Raw genomic sequence first — 16,981 nt, 5'->3', positions numbered from 1 at the left:
GACGCCTGCGTCACCCGGCACTGCACAGGAGTGTCATATGAACGCCAACTTCTTGCGTCGATTCTTGCTGCTGTTGCTGCTGCTCAGCCCCGCGGCGTTTGCTGCCAATGACAGCGGCGCGGTGTATTTCACCAATGGGGTACACAACAGCGAAGGCTGCACTAAAAAAAATGGCAACTGCATCGCCAAACGTACGCCCAGCGATCCGTCCGATCCCTTCTTCCCCGCGCAATGGATCAGCGACTGGACGATGTACCGGGTGATCCACAACTACCAGAAAAACCCGCCGCCCTACAGTGACCCGCCCTCCACCCTGACCCCGGCCGACTACACCGTGTCCAAGGGCACCAGCTACTACGACACCACCTATATCCCGGCGGACGGCGACGGGTTCGGCGCGATGATGGAGCACTACGAGAAGTACTGCCTGCCGATCTTCCCGATAGAGAACAACAACTACACCTGCACCTTCGTGTCCCTGGGCAACAAGGCGTACTTCCTCACTTACCCGCAAGACCGCCCGAAAGACATGCCGGCCTGCTGCATGTTCTCGCCGATGAACCACCCGCCACGGCAAAGCTTCATCGAGCACCTGCCCTACAGCGCCGATCGCAGCAAACACCTGGGCGGCAGCCTGCAAGCCTATGCCATGGACCTCAAATCACCCGCAGGGCCGATCCTGTTTGGCTACGCCTTCAACAAACAACCGACCGGCAGCCCGCCCTACCGGCAGCCGCAGTCATTCTTTTTCTCGGGGGATACCAGTGTCGCCAACGCGCCCATCGTGAGCCAGAACTACACCAACTTCCGCATCGCCACCCCGAACCCGGAAGACACCTGGGAACAGGTGGCCGCCATGTGCCCGGCGAACCCACCGCCCTGCCAGCTGTTCGTGCCCCCGGCAGGTAAAAGTAACGGCCACAAGGCGCAGTGGAACCAGCTCATGCAACCCTGACCCGACATCAAAGGAAGGATCCGCCATGAAAACCCTCGTGTGTTTTTCCATGCTGTTATTGGGGCTGGCCAACCTGCCGGCCCAGGCCAGGGAGGCGACCCAGCCGTCGGCCCTGGCCACGTCGCTGAGTTGCCAACTGCCCGCCGCCGCGCCGGCCGCCGGCGCCGGCCAGACACCGTTTGATGAATACAGCTGGCAGCTGTTTGTCGCCTTGAACTGGCCCGCCCAGGACGGGCAACGCGGCAGCCCCGACTGCTCCAAGCAACCCGGTGGCGGCGGCTATACCGTGTGGCAAACCTACAAGAGCGTGGAGGAAATTTTCCTGCCGAATGCGGCCAACCCCGGCCCCTGGAACAGTGTCCTGACCGCCAGAAGCCTGGGCCTGATCAATATCGCCGCGCTGAAAAACACCAGCCTGCAGAACCACGTCGACCAGGCCATCGGCGGCTGGCTGATCGACCAGGCGGGCAACCCGACCTACTACGATATTGCCGCCAACGAGACCTCTTACAACTACATCGTCGCCAACAATTTCTACAACGCAAACGTGGTGTCCAACGCCCGTAGCATCAAGTTCCCCAACAGGGTCATCGAGGTCAAATCCAGCTGGCGCATCCTCACGTCCAAGGACAATGCCAGCCGCTACCTGAACATGATCGCGCAAGTGACCACGTTCGACGCCCAGGGCAAGCCCAACGGGGTCGCCCAGCAACTCCTGGGGCTGGTGGGGCTGCATATCATCACCAAGCCTGTTGGCTACCCGCAGTGGGTGTGGTCGACCTTCGAGCAAATCGACAATGTGCCGGCTGACCCGTCAACCAGTGGCAGCTACTACGACCCTGCCGCCACCACCGTCAACCAGTCGCCGTGCAACTGGAACACCCAAGGCGCGCATCCGGTGTGCGTACCGGTGAGCGGCACCACGTTCCAGACACCCGACCCGCTAACCCGTGTCACTGCCATTGATAGCGCCACCGACAAGGTCAACGCCACCTACCGCGCCGACCCTGGCCTGCAAAACAGCCCGTTGAAGTACTACCAGCTGATCACCACCCAGCGGCCACTCAACCCCAACATGATCGGCAACCCCATGGGCACACCCACCCCCACGCTGTCGGCCAACGTGACCATGGAAAGCTACATCCAGCCCACCAGCAGTTGCATGGCGTGCCATTCGATGGCGACGCCGCCCAAGAGCGCGATCAAGTCCGACTACTCCTACCTGTTCAAATTCGCCCAGACACCGGGTGCCACCCCTTCCCCGATCAAGGAATAGATCATGAGTATCCTCAACGGACCCCGCCTGAATTTCTGGGGCGGTATCACCACCGATGTCAGTGTGTCGAACAACACCCCGTGCCTGCCCCAAAACGCGGACAACGGTTGGCCGGTGTTTGACCTGGCGCGTTCTATCGTGGCCCCCCAGGCCGAGGCTTACAGCGATGACGAACTGAACGCCATGATCGATACCCCGAGTGCGGTGCGCTATACCCTCGGCGGCTGGAACCACTTCGGGGACCATCAGGTCTTCATGGAAAACGCCCTGATCAGCTCCCAGGGCAACCCGGGCAGCGTCAGTACCACTGGCGACCTCGTTGGCCAGCCGATCGGCCTGCTTGGATCGGTGGACCCGGTTACCGGCCAGGGGCCTTTCACCGGCCCGATGATGGTAGACCTCGACCCGACAGCGTCCACCACCACCCAGATCTTCGTCGGCGGCCTGCAGATAGGCACGGATGACGACCTCCAGTTACTGATTCACTGCAACACCGTGTGCAGCAGTTTCGATGTGCAGACCCGGGTGCTGAAGCCAAACACCATGGACGCACCCGGCTCGTTCCATGCCAGCGGTACGTTCCAGCTGACGTTCCCGCTCACTAGCATTGTCCAATGGAACCGCAACAGCGCGGGCCTCAAATCGATCATCGAGGCACCGGGGGCAACGGGGATCGTGCTGCGCTTCGTGATGTTCGAGATGTGCCCCAGGATGACCACGGCCGAGCTGAACGCCGATTATGCGGCCAACAAAAATGACCCCAACCCGAGCATCGGCCGCGTCATCGGCACACTGGCACCGGCGTTTGCCGATGAGCCGTTGAACTGTCAACCCGGTCGCCAATTGATCAACCAGGACACGGACAATGCCGCCTATGCGGAGCTGGCCAGCAACGGCCTGCTGAGCATCGACATGGTCAACCTCATCCCCAAGCAAACCTTCCGCGCTGACCGCACCGACATCACCAGCCCCATCGGGCCGAATGCGAATTACGGCCCGGTCAGCATTACCGCGGGCACCACTCAGCTCACAACGCTCGACCCAACGAGCAGCCCATTGGTTGACTACTACGTGTATGGCGGCATCGTCGACCTGCCCCTGAGTGCCACCCAGCAGCAAGCTGCGCAGACGTCGGCCCTGGCGGTCAATGCACCGGGTACTGTCGATGATTCGACCCTCAAGGCCCTCGAATCGGAGTACCGGGTGTACGGCGATCTGCGTAACGTCTACCTGGAAGACTACCCTGACGGCCTGTCGATCACGTTGCAGGTTCGCTACCTGGGCGGTCCGGTGCCCGCTGCCACCGCTATCAGTATTGAACAATCGCCACCGGCGCTGTACACCGCCCCGCAGGACTACGAGTTTCTCGACTTCCCCGCCACACTGACAATGGAAACCGGCCAACGCTCGATCAGTGTCCCAGTGGCCCTCAAGCCGGGCAGCGAAGCCCAGGCGGGTTTCGTAGCGTTGAATTGCACCGCCAACGGGCTCGAAAGCAGTGGCTACTTCACCAGCTTTCGCAAATATGCCCAGACTGACTTTGGCATCCCCGCCGGCACAACCATCACCTGGGACATGGTCTACCCCAGCGTCCTGCGTTTTCACTACCTGGCCTTCCCGGCCATGTCGCGCTACGTCGCACTGAACAAGCCGGACGCGGTCATGGGCGCGAAAAACGCGATCCTCGCGCGCATCGCGGATGTGTACAAAGGCACCACGCTGTACATGCCGGTGGTGCGTTCGATGTCGCCGTCACAGCGCGCTCTGTTGAGCGCTTACCTCACCCAAACCCCTTGGCAACCGCCGCAGTAGGAGGACACCGCCATGACGCTACGTATACCGGCGCAGCCCAGCGAAACCCTGCGCCCCAGCACGCTGATCGCCGAAGGCCTGCTCAACCCCCGTGGCCTGTGCCTGCAAGTCGACGGCAGCCTGTTGCTGGCCGAGGCCGGTTCAGGCTTGCCGGACCAGACCTTCAGTGGCCGCATCAGCCCGTTGCACCCCGATCCTAAGCGGCCCGGCGCCTACCTGCCGGGGGATCCCCTGGCCCAGGGCTTTCGCGCCATGAACATGCAGGCGCGCATGCTGCGCGATGAAATCATGGGCCTGTCGGACATCGCCTGCGGTGGCGGGCGTTGCCTGGCCAGCCAGACCGATTACGTCGGCGGTTCCAAGTTGCTCGACCTGCAATACAGCCCGCCCGAACCGGTGTACCACAGCCGGGGCAACCTGAACGCGCTGTGCTACCACCCGACCCGGCGCAGTTGGCTGGCGGTCAAGCCCGATACCAACCAGTTGGTGGAATTCGGCAACGGCGAAGACGAGCGTGTGCTGGTGCAACTGCCCGACTTGGACAAGGGCCAGGAAGCGGTACCCGTCACCCTCGTGTATGAGCCGCAGACCGACGCCGTGTTGATCAGCCTGTTCTCCGGTGAGCTGCACGGCGACCCGGCCCGCAAAGGCATCGACTTTGCCGACCACGCCGGCCAGGTGATCCGGGTACACCCGGCCAGCGGGCAGATCGAGGTGCTGATCAGCGGCCTGCAACTGCCCACCGGGCTGGCATTGCGTGCCAACGGCCATCTGCTGGTGCTGGAGTTGTGCAGCCATTTGCAACAACCGTTGCCACCTGACTGGAACGGCGAAACCCTGCACGGTGGCTTTACCCGGTTTTCGGGGCGCCTGCTCGACTGCGACCTGCACAACGGTGACGTGAAAGTACTGGCACGCGGGCTGGATACACCCTCCAACCTGTGCCTGGTGCCCGGTGGAGTGGTGGTGAGTGAAGGCATGGGTTTGACGGGCCGGCCGTTGCCAACCCCGGATGGCAACGTTGTGCCATTAACCGGAAGACTGCGCCGCATCGACCTCTGATTGTAGTGAGCGGGCTTGCCCCGCGCGGCGGTGTGTCAGCCCACTACAAGGCGCCAGGCAAACCGCAGCCCACGCCGCGGTGTGTCAGGTAAATGTGATGTGCCTGATACGCCGCCGCGCGGGGCAAGCCCGCTCACTACAAGCGACCGATAATAAAAATATGTGATTTTATAAATTAATAATATCACATTAATTAATAATTAGCTTATTCCAAAAAAGACTTTCACTCGGGTTTCTTATAGTAATACTTTCATGTCACACCGTTTCCCAGCTGCACCCGCACCAAGGGCCAGTGCCAATCCTGATGGATTACTCCTGACATGCCCGATCTCGCACGCCCTCTTCCCGCCCGTAAATTTCACCTGTCATTGCTGACCAGCTCCCTGTTGCTCGCGGCACCGCTGCCGTTTGCCGAGGCAGCCGCCGATGACGCCAAGCTCGACACCGTCACCGTGATCTCCACCGGCCTGCGTGGCCAGGAACGCACGGTGGCTGACAGCCCGGCGCCGATTGATGTGATCAACAGCGAGCAGCTGCTCAAGACCGGCCGCGCCGAACTCTCCGAAGCCATCGCCAAGCTGCTGCCGTCCTTCAACTTCGGCACCAACATCGCCGGCTATAACTCGGTGACCCGCCCGCTGAGCAACCGCAGCCTGGGCCCGGCCTACACCCTGGTGCTGGTCAACGGCAAACGCCGCCACAACGGGGCCACCGGCCAGCGTGGGTCCATCGATAACAGCGGCGCAAATGCCGTGGACATCGACCTGATCCCGGTCAGTGCGGTGGACCATATCGAAGTGCTCAAGGACAGCGCCGCCGCCCAGTACGGTTCGGATGCCGTGGCCGGGGTGATCAACATCATCCTCAAGTCCGAGGCCAGCGGCGGGCACCTGGAAAGCAGCTATGGCCAGTTGTATTCCGGCCAGGGTGAAACCATCAAGGTGGCCGGCGACCAGGGTTTCAAACTGGGTGACCGAGGCTTTTTCCATGTCTCGGTCGACGCGCGCAAACGCGGTGCCGCCTCGTGGAACGACAAGGCCGACAACAGCGTGCGCGCCTTCAGCGACCCGGCCAAGGAAGCGGCCTGGGACCGCGTGGCAATCAAGAACGGCGACCCCGACCTCAAGGCCTTCAACCTGGCCTACAACGCCGAACTGCCGCTGGAGGACGTGACGCTGTACTCGTTCTCGACCTACGGCGAACGCGACGCCGAGGCCGCCAACTACTTCCGCCTGCCCACCGGCACGGCGGCGGTGCCCGAGGTGTTCCCCAACGGGTATTTCCCGCTGAACAACATCAAGGACCGGGATTACCAATTCCTGTTCGGCGGCAAGGGCGAACTCGCCGACTGGAACTGGGACCTGAGCACCACCTACGGGCGCAACACTGTGCACCATTCCAGCGACCTGAACATCAACCCGTCACTGGGCACGGCATCGCCGACCAAATTCGACAACCTGGCCACCTTCCGTTTTGACCAGTGGGTGAACAACCTCGATTTCACCCGCCGCTACGACAGCCTGTTCAACCTGACGCCACCGGTGCAGGTGTCGGCCGGCCTGGAACATCGCTGGGAGCGCTTCAGCACCTTTGCCGGCGAACCCGACGCCTACATTACCGGCACCTACCCCGCCGCCTCGGGCGCGCAGGCGGCGGTGACGATTCGCCCGGAAGATGAGGTCAACCTGGTCCGCAACAATTACGCGGGTTACCTCGACCTGGGCTTTGACCTGACCGAGCGCTGGTTCCTCGACGTGGCCGGGCGCATCGAGCATTACGACGATGACTCGGGCAACACCTTCGGCCTGAAAGTGAACTCGCGTTATGAACTGACCGACACCGTGGCCGTACGCGGCACCGTCGGCACCGGGTTTCGTGCGCCGTCGCTGACGCAGATCGGCTACACCGTCGCCGACAACCGGGTGGCCATCGACGCCAACGGCAACGTGGTGCCCGCCGTTACCCGCCTGACGCCATCGGGCAGCAACCTGGCCAAGGCCCTCGGCGGCGATGACCTCAAGCCGGAGAAGTCGCGCAACCTGGGGCTGGGCCTGACCTGGGAACCGGCGCCGCGTACCAGCATCACCGCCGACGCCTACCTCATCGACATTGATGATCGCATCGCACTGACCAGCAATATCTACGACCGTGGCAACGGCGTGATCAATAACATCCTCACCGCCCAGGGCGTGCCCAGCGGCACTTGGGTCAACTACTACACCAACGCTTTTGACACCCGCACCAAGGGCCTGGACGTGGTCGCCGACCACACCACGCCGCTGGAGGCCTGGGGGTCAGTGCGCTGGAGCCTGGGCTTCAACTGGAACAAGACCACCATCGAAGGCACCCGCGACACTCCCGGCGCGCTCGCCAACTCCGGCGTCACCTTGGTGGGCCGCGATCGCGAGGGCGACCTGACTGATGCCACCCCCAAGACCAAGTGGATTCTGGGTGCTAATTGGAAGGTCGAGGACCTGGCGGTCAACCTGCAAACCAGCCGCTACGGCGCGGTGAAGACCCTGGCGGTCAACCCCACGGGCGACCGCAGCTTCGGCGCCAAATGGATCACCGACCTGGACGTCAGCTACACCTTCGTCGACCACCTCACCGTGAGCGTCGGCGGCACCAATATCTTCGACGTGCGCCCCGACCGGCATGCCGTCTACAGCAACCTGGGCCTGGCGCCGTATGGCAACCCGCCGTTCTATCCGGGCGGCGGCTATTGGTACACCAAGCTGGCCTACGACTTCTAAGCGCAATCGCCACGTGAGGGCATCCCTTTGACGAGATCCACTGTACCGAGCCGCCTGCTGGCGTCCTGCGCCCTGGCCCTGAGCCTGGTGGGCTGCTCACCTTCAGGTGACCAGGCCCAGGCCAGCAAAACCCTGAGCATCGCGTTTTTTGGCGACAACACCACGTTGGTCAGCGTCGATCCGTTCCAGGTCTACTGGCTGGAGCACCGGGTGCTGCTGCGCAATGTCGCCGAGTCCCTGACCGACCAAGACCCGCAGAGCGGCAAGATCATTCCCTGGCTGGCCAAAAGCTGGGAGGTGAGCGACGACGCCCTGACCTACACCTTCCACCTGCGCACGGACGTGACCTTCAGCAATGGCGAACGCTTCGATGCCAAGGCGGTAAAAACCGCCTTCGACAGCGACAAGGCCCTGGCCACCGAGCTGCCGGCGACGTTTGGCGCGACCTACCTGGCGGGCTACCACCACGCCGAAGTGGTCGACGACTTCACCGTCAAGCTGGTGCTGGCCAAGCCCAACGCGGGGTTCCTGCAAGCCACTTCCACCACCAACCTGTCGATCCTGGCGCCCGCCTCCTATGCCCTCAGCGCCAAGGAGCGCTCCCTGGGCAAGATCATCGGCACCGGGCCTTTCGTGCTCGCCAGCTACACCCCCGAAGTCGGCGCGCACCTGACCAAGCGCAAGGGTTACGCCTGGGCGTCGGCCAACATGAAGAACCAGGGCGAAGCCCACCTGGATGCGGTGGACGTAAGCTACATCCCCGAAGAAAGCGTGCGCAACGGCCTGTTCCTGCAAGGCAAGGCCGATATCCTGTGGCCGCGCAACCCGTTCTCCGAAGTCGACCTCAAGTTGTTCCAGTCCAAGGGCGCGACCATCCAGAGCCGTTCGCTGCCGGGCCCGGCGCTCAACCTGTACCCCAACACCCGGGGCGAACGCCTGCTCGCCGACAAGCAAGTGCGCCTGGCCGTGCAAAAAGCCATCGACCGCAAGAGCTACGCCAGCACTGTGTACAACGCCGAATTCCCGGTGGTGGACGGCATCTTTGACGTGACCACGCCCTACTTCAAAAGCCAGGGCGCCAAACTGGCCTACGACCCCCAAGGTGCCGAACAATTGCTAGACGCGGCCGGCTGGGCCAAGGGCGCCGACGGCTACCGCCAGAAGAACGGCAAGCGCCTGAGCCTGAGCTACAACATCAGCCCGGCCGAAACCGCCGGCGATGTGCTGATCCAGGATCAACTGCGCAAGGTCGGGATCGACCTGAAGCTCAGTGTGGTCACGCGTGCCGAGTGGATCGCCAACAACTCGTCGGGCAACTATGACCTGTCGATCAATTACATGACCCGTGCCGACCCGATCATCCTGCAAACCATCCTCGACCCGCGCACCGCCAACAGCGCGACCCTGGCCACCAATATTTACGAGCCCCAGGTGCTCGACAAGGCCAAGGGCTTGTTCGATGCCGGCATCACCGCCACCCAAAGCTCGCAGCGTGCTGCGGCCTACGGTGACTTGCAGGATTTGCTGATCGACGAAGGCGCTGCGTTCCCGGTGTACGAGCGCGTGTGGCAGGCGGCGACATCGCCCCGGGTGAAAAACTTCCAGTGGACCGCCGAGGGCTTTGCGTTGCTGGGTGATATCGAGGTCGGCCAACCATGACTCGCTACCTGATCGGCCGCGTAGGCCAGGCCATGCTGGTGTTGTGGGGGGCTTATAGCATCACCTACTTCATCCTCTACCTGCTGCCGGGTGACACGCTGTCCATCATGCTCAGCGCGTCGGGCATGGAAGCCGACGCGCTGTCGGTGGAAGACCTGGCCAAGGCCCGCGCCTATTACGGCCTGGACAAGGGCGTGTTCGAGCAGTACTTCAACCTGCTGCTGGGCGCCTTGCACGGGGACTTCGGCCAGTCGCTGTCGCTGAATCGCCCGGTGGCCGAACTGCTCGCCGAACGCCTGCCGCAGACGCTGTCCCTGGCAGGCCTGGCGATTGTGTTGTCGTTGGTCGGCGGCATCGGGTTGGCTTACCTGGCGGCGTATGTGCGCTGGCGGCCGCTGAAAGTGGCGTTGGCGCGGTTGCCGTCGCTGGGGTTTTCGGTGCCGGTGTTCTGGATGGGCTTGCTGTTGATCCAGGTGTTTGCATTTGGCCTGGGCTGGTTTCCGGCCACTGGCAGCCGGGGGTTCGAGAGCCTGGTGCTGCCGGCGATCACCCTGGCGATTCCCAGTGCGGCGGTGTACGCCCAGGTGTTGCAGCGCAGTTTCCAGGGGGTGTGGCAGGAGTCCTACATCACCACCGCCTACGCCAAGGGCCTCAGCCGAGGCCAGGTGCAGGCGCGCCACGGGTTCAAGAATGCCGCGCTGCCGATCCTCACGCTGATCGGCCTACAGGTGGGCAACACCGTGTCCGGCGCGGTGCTGGTGGAAACCATCTTCGCCCGCTCGGGCATTGGCCGCCTGGCTCAGGAAGCGGTGTTGCGCCAGGACATTCCGGTGGTGCTGGCAATCGTCGCGGTGTCCGCCGCCGCCTTTGTGCTGGTGAACCTGCTGGTGGACTTGCTGTACCCCTGGCTCGACCCGCGCATTTCCCATACACCCAAGGTGTCCTAAACCATGACTATCCTTCAGCAAAACCTGGGGCACACCGACTTCTGGCAACGCCGCAGCCGCCTGCAACGCGCCAACGCGGTGGTGCTGCCACTGCTGCGCCGGCCGGGGTTTACCGTGGCGTTGCTGATCGTGATATTCGCGTTGGTCGCGGCCGTGGTGCCGCAGTGGCTGACGCACTTCGACCCCTACGCCACCGCCCCGGTCGACAAGCTGCGCGCGCCGAACCTGACCCATCTGTTCGGCACCGATGAGCTGGGCCGCGACCTGTTCACCCGGGTGGTCTACGGCGCCAGCCTGTCGGTGCAGGCCGCGTTCCTGGCGGTGGGTATCGCCCTGGTGGGCGGGCTCGGGCTGGGTATCTTCTCGGGTTTTGCCGGGGGCCGTATCGACGCGGTGATCATGCGGTTTATCGACGTACTGCTGGCCCTGCCCGGCTTGTTGCTGGCCTTGGCCATTGTCACGGCCATCGGCTTTGGCACCGTGCCGGTGGCCATCGCGGTGGGCGTCGGCATCATTCCAGGGTTTGCGCGCACCACCCGCGCCGAAGTGTTGCGGGTCAAGACCCTGCCCTATGTGGAAGCGGCCCGGTTGGGCGGTGCCAGTTGGGCGCGGACCTTGCTGCGGCACATCCTGCCCAACGCCTGGGGGCCGGTGGCGGTGCTGGCGACGCTGGACTTCGGCGCCGCAATCCTCGCCACGGCCGGCTTGAGTTTTCTCGGTTTCGGCGCAGCGCCTCCGGCGGCCGAATGGGGCACCTTGATCGCCAACGGCCGGCACTTCCTGATCACCGCACCCTGGGTGTCCTTGCTGCCCGGCCTGTTCCTGGTGGCCGTGGTCTTCAGCCTTAACCACATTGCCCGCACGTTTGAGGAGCATCGCCGATGAGCCCCCTTCCCCCGCTGATCGATGTACGCCAGCTTGAGGTGAGCTATCACTCTGGCGGTCAGGCCAACCCGGCCGTGCGCAACCTGTCGTTCTCACTGGACCAGGGCGAGACCGTGGCGATTGTCGGCGAGTCCGGCTCGGGCAAGTCGACCCTGGCCAATGCGATCCTCGGCCTGTTGCCGGACAACGCCCGCATCACTGACGGAGCGCTGTGGGTGAATGGCGACGACCTGACCCGCGCCAGCGACCGCCAGAAACGCCAGCTGCGCGGGCGCACCATTGGCCTGGTGCCCCAGGACCCGATGGTCAGCCTCAACCCAACCTTGCGCATTGGCCAGCAGATTGCCGAGGCCGTGATCCTGGCCAAGGGGCGGCGCTACCCCGGCGTGGATGCCGACGTCGTCGAGCTGCTGCAACAGGTGGGTATCGACAAGCCGGTGCTGCGCGCCCGCCAATACCCTCACGAGTTGTCCGGCGGCATGCGCCAGCGGGTGCTGATCGCCATCGCCCTGGCCGGCAACCCGCGCCTGATCATCGCCGACGAACCCACCAGTGCGCTGGACGTCACCGTGCAACGCAAGATCCTCGATCACCTGCAACGCCTGGTGAGTGAGCGCGGGATTTCACTGTTGATCATCACCCATGATTTGGGCGTGGCGACTGATCGCGCCGACCGGATACTGGTGATGCAGCAAGGCGAGTTGGTGGAGCAAGGGCCGCCGCGCCAGATCCTGCAAACGCCCCGCCACGACTACACCCGCGCGCTGATCGCGGCTGCGCCGGCCTTCGCCAAACGTCGGGAGCCCCTGCCCAGCCTGCCTCATATCCAGGCACCGATCCTGAGCCTGCGCAACGTGGCCAAGACGTTCAGCCTGCCCAAGGTCAAGGGCGAGGCCACAACGTTCCTGGCGCTGGAGAACCTCAGCCTGGACGTGTACCCCAGCCAGACCCTGGCCATCGTTGGCGAATCCGGCTCGGGCAAAAGCACCGCGCTGCGCATCGCCCTGGGCCTGGAGAAACCGACCCGGGGCCGGGTCCTGTTCGAACAGCAGGATGTGACCGAGCTGAGCTGGCGCGACTTTCGCCCACTGCGCCAGCGTATCCAGCTGGTGCAACAAAACCCGTTTGCCGCCCTCGACCCGCGCTTCACGGTGTTCGACAGCATTGTGGAACCGCTGGTGTCGTTTGGACGGCTAAAGGGTGCAGCCCTGGAACAGGCCGCGCGCGAATTGATCGACCGGGTGCACCTGCCCGTCAACTTTCTCGACCGCCTGCCCCGCGAGTTGTCCGGAGGCCAATGCCAACGAGTCGCCATCGCCCGCGCATTGGCGCTCAAGCCCGACCTGCTGCTGCTCGATGAACCGGTGAGTGCATTGGATGTGTCGGTGCAGGCGCGCATTCTTGAGCTGCTGGAAGAACTTCAACGGGAGATGGGCATGGCGTACGTGCTGGTGTCCCACGACCTGTCGGTGGTTGCCAACTTTGCGCATCGGGTGCTGGTGCTGCGCCAGGGCCAGGTGGTTGAACAGGGGTCGGTGGAGCAGATTTTCAGCCATGCCGCCAGCGCGTACACCCGTGAATTGATTGACGCGATACCCGGGCGGCGCCCTGCCCCGATCGAAGAACAATTGCCACCCCTCCACCCTCGCCTTAACGCCATCGCCGTGTAGGAGCCGGCTTGCCGGCGATGAGGCCTTTGAGATGAGCGCATGTCTTAAGGGTGCCATCGCCGGCAAGCCGGCTCCTACAGTGATCCTGTGGTGTCGCTTTCGCTGAATTCATCACATCGGTTTGACGTTTTTTTCTCATTCGCGCCTCTACATTCGCCCCGCCTCAACATGCAAATGATTCCTATTGGTCTAGTCTCAACCGACCTCTCGCGGATTTCCCGTGCATTCATAAAAACCGGAGCGCCCACCGCATGACCACCCGTCTCTCTTCCTTCGTCAAAAGAACCCTGCTCGCCACCGCGTTGGTCAGCGCCGGGCATGTGTATGCCGCCGACACGCCGGGCATCGTGGTGTACAACGCCCAGCACGAAAGCCTCACCAAGGCGTGGGTCGAAGGATTTACCCAGGAGACCGGGATCCCGGTGACCATCCGCAATGGCGATGACACCGAGATGGGCAACCAGATCGTGCAGGAAGGCGCTGCGTCCCCGGCCGACGTGTTCCTCACCGAAAACTCCCCGGCCATGGTGCTGGTGGACAACGCCGGGCTGTTCTCGCCGCTGGCGCCGACCACCCTGGAGCAGGTGGACGCGGCTTACCGCCCGGCCCATGGCAAGTGGGTCGGCATCGCCGCGCGCTCCACGGTGTTTGTGTACAACCCAAGCAAACTTAAAGAAGCCGACTTGCCCAAGTCCCTGCTGGACCTCGCCTCCCCCAGCTGGAAAGGCCGCTGGGCCGCCTCGCCGGCCGGTGCTGACTTCCAGGCGATTGTCGCCGCCGTGCTGGAACTCAAAGGCGAAGCCGCCACCCTCGACTGGCTCAAGGCAATGAAGACCAACGCGAGCATCTACCGCGGCAACAGTGCCGTGCTCAAGGCGGTCAACGCCGGCCAGGTCGACAGCGGCGTGATCTACCACTACTACAGCTTCGTCGACCAATCCAAGACCGGCGAAAACAGCAAGAACACCCAGCTGCACTATTTCAAGCACCAAGACCCGGGCGCCTTCGTGAGCACCTCCGGTGCCGGCGTGCTGGCGTCGAGCAAACACCAGGAAGAGGCCCAGGCCTTCGTCAAGTGGATCACCGGCAAAGACGGCCAGGCGATCCTCAAGGACGGCAACTCGTTCGAATACGCCGTGGGCCAGAACGCCCAGTCCAACCCCAAGCTGACCCCGCTGTCGCAGCTGGATGCGCCGAAGGTCGACGCGTCCAAGCTCAACAGCAAGAAAGCGGTGGAATTGATGACCCAGGCCGGACTGCTCTGATTGCTGCCTGAATCGTCCCTCCCCGGCGTTGCACAGGCAGCGCCACGCAAACGTACCCACGGTTTATTCAAAAGCCGTGGGGGCACGTGGGTTACCGGTTTGTCGGTGCTGGTGTCGCTGCTGGCGTTGCTGCCGATCGCGTTTGTGATCGGCGTGTCGTGGCAGATCGGCTGGGCGCAGATCGAAGCGCTGGTGTGGCGGCCTCGGGTCGGCGAACTGCTGGCGAATACTGTGCTGCTGGTGCTCTTCACCCTGCCGTTGTGCATTGTGCTGGGCGTCGCGCTGGCGTGGTTGACCGAACGCACGGACCTGCCAGGCCGGCGCTTCTGGTCATTGCTGGCAGTGGCGCCGTTGGCGGTGCCGGCGTTCGTGCACAGTTACGCCTGGGTCAGCCTGGTGCCGTCGATCCACGGTCTGCCGGCCGGCGTGCTGGTGTCGGTCATAGCCTATTTCCCGTTTTTGTACCTGCCGGTGGCGGCGACTTTGCGCCGGCTCGACCCTGCGATTGAAGACGTGGCCGAGTCCCTGGGTCTCAAGCCATGGGCGGTGTTTTTTCGCGTGGTGCTGCCCCAATTACGCCTGGCGATCTGCGGCGGTGCGCTGCTGGTGGGCCTGCACCTGCTGGCCGAATACGGCCTGTACGCGATGATCCGCTTTGACACCTTCACCACCGCGATCTTCGATCAGTTCAAGTCCACGTTTAACGGGCCGGCAGCGAATATGCTGGCGGCGGTGCTGGCGCTGTGTTGCCTGGCGATGCTCTCCGTTGAGTCCGCCGCACGCGGCCATGCCCGCTATGCGCGGGTGGGCTCCGGCAGTGCCCGCGAACAGCGCATTGTGCGGCTGGATACCCGCACCACCCTGCTCGCCCTCACCCTGCAAGGGGCGACCTGCGCGCTGGCCCTGGGCGTGCCGCTGGTCACCCTGGGCCAATGGCTGATCGCCGGTGGCCGCGAGGTCTGGCAACTCGGCGAATTGCTGCCGGCGCTGGAGCAAACGGTAGTGTTGGGGCTGGCCGGCGCGCTGTTGACCACCTGCGCGGCGGTGCCGATTGCCTGGCTGTCGATCCGCGCACCGGGGCGCCTTCAGCGCATCCTGGAAGGCTGCAACTACATCACCAGCTCGTTGCCCGGCATCGTGGTGGCCCTGGCGTTGGTCACCGTGACCATCCATTTTGCGCGGCCGATCTACCAGACCACGATCACCGTGTTGCTCGCCTACCTGCTGATGTTCCTGCCACGGGCGCTGGTGAGCCTGCGCGCCGGTATCGCCCAGGCGCCAGTGGAGCTGGAGAACATGGCGCGCAGCCTGGGCCGCTCGCCGGGCCGGGCGCTGTGGCTGATCACCATGCGCCTGGCCGCACCGTCTGCGGCTGCAGGCGCGGCGCTGGTCTTCCTGGCCATCACCAATGAACTGACGGCCACCCTGTTGTTGGCCCCCAACGGCACGCGCACCCTGGCCACCGGTTTCTGGGCAATGACCAGCGAGATCGATTACGCAGCGGCCGCGCCCTATGCGCTGATCATGATCCTGCTGTCACTGCCGTTGACCGGCCTTCTCTATCACCAATCCAAACGCACGGCCGGCCGATGAACGCCCTCGAACTGAACGCACTCTGCAAATCCTTCGGTACTCAACGCGCCCTGGCGGATGTCAGCCTGTCGGTGCCCACCGGCAGCCGCACGGTGATCGTCGGGCCCTCCGGTTCCGGCAAGACCACCTTGCTGCGGATGATTGCCGGCTTTGAATTCCCCGACAGCGGCAGCCTCACGCTCAACGGCCAGGTGCTGGTGGACGCCACCCACGCCGTGCCGGCCCACCAGCGCCAGATCGGCTATGTACCCCAGGATGGCGCGCTGTTTCCGCACATGACCGTGGCCGACAATATCGGCTTCGGCCTGCCCGCCAACCATTCATCACGCACCGAACGTATCGCCGAACTGATGGACAGCGTGGCCTTCGACGCCGCCATGGCGCGGCGCTGGCCCCACGAACTCTCCGGTGGCCAGCAACAGCGTGTGGCGCTGGCCCGGGCACTCGCGCAGCAACCGCGCCTGATGCTGCTGGATGAGCCCTTCTCCGCACTGGACACCGGGCTGCGCTCGGCGATGCGCAAGATGGTCGCGCGGTTGCTGAGCGAGGCTGGCATCACCACGATTCTGGTGACCCACGATCAAAGTGAAGCACTGTCATTTGCCGACCAGTTGGCGGTGATGCGCCAGGGCCGGCTGGTGCAATCGGGGCATCCGATGGACCTGTACCAATACCCTGTGGATGAGCAGACCGCGTTGTTTCTTGGCGACGCCGTGATCCTGCCCGCCCGGGTTGAAGACGGCTGGGCTCACTGCGACCTGGGACGTGTGGCCGTGGACAGCAAGCTCAACCACGCCACCACGCGGATCATGCTGCGCCCGGAACAACTGCTGTTGAGCACCACCGATGGCGCCGGTTGCCGAGGCGTGGTGACCGAACGTGAGTTCGGCGGCAATACCTGCACGCTGACCGTCGAGCTGCACGGGCATGACCATGCGATTTTGGTACGCAGCTCCGGCCTGCAGGCGCCACCCATGGGGAGCGTGGTGCACCTCACCACCGTGGGCATGGCCCATGTGTTGAAAAAAACGCCGGCCCTCAGTCCCAGCTAAGTTTCGGGGCTTACCTTCTCTCCTGCGCCGACCGCCGCGCCGTCCAGGAGAG

General features: G+C 63.8%; 12 protein-coding genes. All 12 read left to right on the top strand.

The window, feature by feature from the left end; all coding sequences use genetic code 11:
- The first annotated feature begins 37 nt into the window (after nucleotides 1-37).
- The 12 genes from AC07OV_RS08150 (at nucleotide 38) to AC07OV_RS08095 (ending at nucleotide 16,929) form a co-directional block, all read left to right on the top strand.
- Nucleotides 38-955 (top strand): hypothetical protein, encoded by a 918-nt coding sequence (locus tag AC07OV_RS08150; protein ID WP_495091989.1) that lies wholly within the window; start codon nucleotides 38-40, stop codon nucleotides 953-955.
- Nucleotides 956-980: 25 nt separating this feature from the next.
- A complete protein-coding gene (locus AC07OV_RS08145; protein WP_495091988.1) occupies nucleotides 981-2,231 on the top strand; it encodes a hypothetical protein in 1,251 nt (416 codons plus the stop codon).
- Nucleotides 2,232-2,234: 3 nt separating this feature from the next.
- On the top strand, nucleotides 2,235-4,043 hold the full coding sequence (locus tag AC07OV_RS08140; RefSeq protein WP_495091987.1) for a hypothetical protein: 1,809 nt from the start codon (nucleotides 2,235-2,237) through the stop codon (nucleotides 4,041-4,043).
- A 12-nt stretch (nucleotides 4,044-4,055) separates the two neighbouring features.
- Nucleotides 4,056-5,105, top strand: coding sequence for a hypothetical protein (locus AC07OV_RS08135; RefSeq protein WP_495091986.1), 1,050 nt, complete (start codon nucleotides 4,056-4,058; stop codon nucleotides 5,103-5,105).
- Nucleotides 5,106-5,425: 320 nt separating this feature from the next.
- Entirely contained in the window at nucleotides 5,426-7,858 is a 2,433-nt protein-coding gene (locus AC07OV_RS08130) for a TonB-dependent receptor plug domain-containing protein (RefSeq protein ID WP_495091985.1), read from the top strand.
- Nucleotides 7,859-7,885: 27 nt separating this feature from the next.
- Nucleotides 7,886-9,517 carry an ABC transporter substrate-binding protein gene (locus AC07OV_RS08125; protein WP_495091984.1) on the top strand — a complete coding sequence of 544 codons (1,632 nt, stop codon included), beginning with the start codon at nucleotides 7,886-7,888 and terminating at the stop codon, nucleotides 9,515-9,517.
- On the top strand, nucleotides 9,514-10,464 hold the full coding sequence (locus AC07OV_RS08120; protein WP_176997624.1) for an ABC transporter permease: 951 nt from the start codon (nucleotides 9,514-9,516) through the stop codon (nucleotides 10,462-10,464). Before AC07OV_RS08125 ends, AC07OV_RS08120 begins: the two co-directional genes overlap by 4 nt.
- Before the next feature lie 3 nt (nucleotides 10,465-10,467).
- Nucleotides 10,468-11,349: an ABC transporter permease gene (locus AC07OV_RS08115; RefSeq protein WP_495091983.1), complete on the top strand. Its 882-nt coding sequence runs from the start codon at nucleotides 10,468-10,470 to the stop codon at nucleotides 11,347-11,349.
- Entirely contained in the window at nucleotides 11,346-13,019 is a 1,674-nt protein-coding gene (locus tag AC07OV_RS08110; RefSeq protein WP_495091982.1) for a dipeptide ABC transporter ATP-binding protein, read from the top strand. The genes AC07OV_RS08115 and AC07OV_RS08110 overlap by 4 nt, the downstream gene beginning before the upstream one ends.
- 251 nt (nucleotides 13,020-13,270) lie before the next feature.
- Nucleotides 13,271-14,284: an iron ABC transporter substrate-binding protein gene (locus AC07OV_RS08105; RefSeq protein ID WP_494996745.1), complete on the top strand. Its 1,014-nt coding sequence runs from the start codon at nucleotides 13,271-13,273 to the stop codon at nucleotides 14,282-14,284.
- Nucleotides 14,285-15,877 (top strand): ABC transporter permease, encoded by a 1,593-nt coding sequence (locus tag AC07OV_RS08100; protein WP_495091981.1) that lies wholly within the window; start codon nucleotides 14,285-14,287, stop codon nucleotides 15,875-15,877.
- The gene (locus tag AC07OV_RS08095; protein ID WP_495091980.1) at nucleotides 15,874-16,929 is read left to right on the top strand and encodes an ABC transporter ATP-binding protein; all 1,056 of its coding nucleotides are present in this window, start codon (nucleotides 15,874-15,876) and stop codon (nucleotides 16,927-16,929) included. The genes AC07OV_RS08100 and AC07OV_RS08095 overlap by 4 nt, the downstream gene beginning before the upstream one ends.
- The last annotated feature ends 52 nt before the right edge of the window (nucleotides 16,930-16,981 follow it).

The sequence above is a fragment of the Pseudomonas sp. GW821-FHT09A09 genome (genome assembly GCF_059418405.1).
This window is presented reverse-complemented; position numbering and strand designations above follow the sequence as displayed.